Genomic DNA, 2005 nt, shown 5'->3' on the forward strand with positions numbered 1-2005 from the left:
GGCGGCCTCCCGTCCCGCCACCGAGCCCGGTCGGGCGGTCCGATGAGGGTCCGCCCGGTGCCGACCGCGGTCGCCGCGGTGGCGTGCCTGCTGTCCACCAGCGCGCTGACCCGACTGTTCGACGGGACCATGTGGTGGTTCGGACCGGTGCTGATCGCGACCATCGTGGCCGTCGCGACGGCCGCCGTCGGACGCCAGCTCAGGCTGCCCCTCGGACTCGGGCTCCTCCTCAGCCTCGTCGGCTTCATCGGCTGCGTCACCGTGCTGTGCGCGCGGGCCACGGCGGTGCTAGGGGTGCTGCCGACCCCCGAGACCGTGCGCACGCTGCGGGCGCTCATCGCGGACGGCGGCTCGGACATCTCCCGCCTGGCCACGCCGGTGCCGCATCGACCCGGCCTGGTGATCCTCACCGTCACCGGGGTCTATCTGACCGTCGTGGCCGTCGATCTGATCGTGGTCACGCTGCAGCGCCCGACTCTCGGAGGTCTGCCGCTGCTGGCCCTGTACGCGGTGTCCGCCGCGATCCTGCCGGGCGGGGTCGGGCTCGTGCCGTTCGTGCTGGGGGCGGTCGGCTTCGTGGCGCTGATGGTGCTCGACGGCCGGATCGCCTTCGGCCGGTGGGGCCGGTCGGTGCCCGCCATGCCCTGGCAGCTGGAGAACGGACCGCTGGGCGGACGGATCACCGTCTCCGCGCTCGCGGTGGCGCTCGCCGCGCTCCTGGTCGCGGTCACCGTGCCGGCGGGACTGCCCTCGCTGGACGGCACGGGCCTGGTGTCCCGCAAGGGCGGCTACGGCGCCGGGGACGGACCCAGCTCGGCCAGCGTCGTGCAGCCGATCGTCTCGGTCAGCCAGCAGCTACACGCCGACACCGAAGTCCCGTTGCTCAGCGTGCGCACGAACACGCCCCGCTATCTGCGCCTGACGGCGCTGGAGAACTTCGACGGCCAGCTGTTCACCCTGCGGGCGCTCAACGCCACCCGGGACAACCGCGTCAGCCGCGGGCTGCCGAAGCCGGGCATCGTGGGCAGCACGGTCGAGACGACCGCCGCCATCACCGTGACCGATCGCTTCAACGAGCTCTATCTCCCGGTCCCCGGCACCCCCACCAAGATCAAGGGGCTGGTCGGCGACTGGCGGCTCGCCGCCCCGACCGGCACGATCTTCTCCACCCGCACCTCCACCGCGGGCGCGAACTACGAGGTCGACGCGGTCGCGCCGAACCCCACCCAGGCCGAGCTCCAGGCCTCCTCCGGCCAGGTCCCGGCCGACCTCGCCATCGACACCGCGTTGCCCTCGAACCTCGACCCCCGGCTGCGCCAGCTCCTGGACACCCTCACCCGCAACGCCCGCACGCCGTACGAGCGGGTGTACGCCATCCAGGAGTACCTGCGCGGGCCGCGGTTCACCTACGACCTGGACGGTGCTCCGACGACACGGGAGGGCGCGCTCGCCGAGTTCCTGTTCGACAAGCACGTCGGGTACTGCGAGCAGTTCGCCTCGGCGATGACGGTCCTGGTCCGGATGCTCGGGATCCCCGCGCGCGTCGCGATCGGCTTCGTGCCCGGCGAGCGACAGGCGGACGGCAGCTACCTGGTCACCAACCGACAGGCGCATGCCTGGCCCGAGGTGTATTTCCCCTCGGCCGGCTGGGTGAGCTTCGAGCCGACCCGCCGGTCGGACGGGGAGACCAGCGCTCCGGCCTATGCCCCCGCCGGCGCCGGCGACCCCGACGGGACGCTGCCCGCGCCCGGAACGGACAGCGAGCCCACGCCCACGCTGGCGCCGGGATCCGGGCCGCTGCCCGTGCCCACCACCGGTCCGGCCCCTGGATCCACCGACTCCCCGGCACCCGACGCCGACGGCACGGGCACCGACGCCGCGGCAGGCATCCCGAGCTGGGCGGTCGGGCTGATCGTGGCCGCGGTCCTCGGCCTGATGCTGCTGGCCGCGCCCGCGGCGCTGCGAAGGCGTCGGCGGCGCGGCCGACTGCGGCCCGGCCCTGCTC

Annotated in this window: 1 protein-coding gene; it reads left to right on the top strand. The window is 74.0% G+C overall.

The genetic code is table 11. The features are described from left to right. Positions 1-57: 57 nt before the first annotated feature. Positions 58-2005: transglutaminase TgpA family protein (locus MXD58_RS26445; RefSeq protein WP_250610487.1), on the top strand; the 1948-nt coding region annotated here is incomplete at its 3' end.

The organism is Frankia sp. AgKG'84/4 (genome assembly GCF_023242965.2).
In the GTDB taxonomy this organism is placed as follows: Bacteria; Actinomycetota; Actinomycetes; order Frankiales; family Frankiaceae; genus Frankia.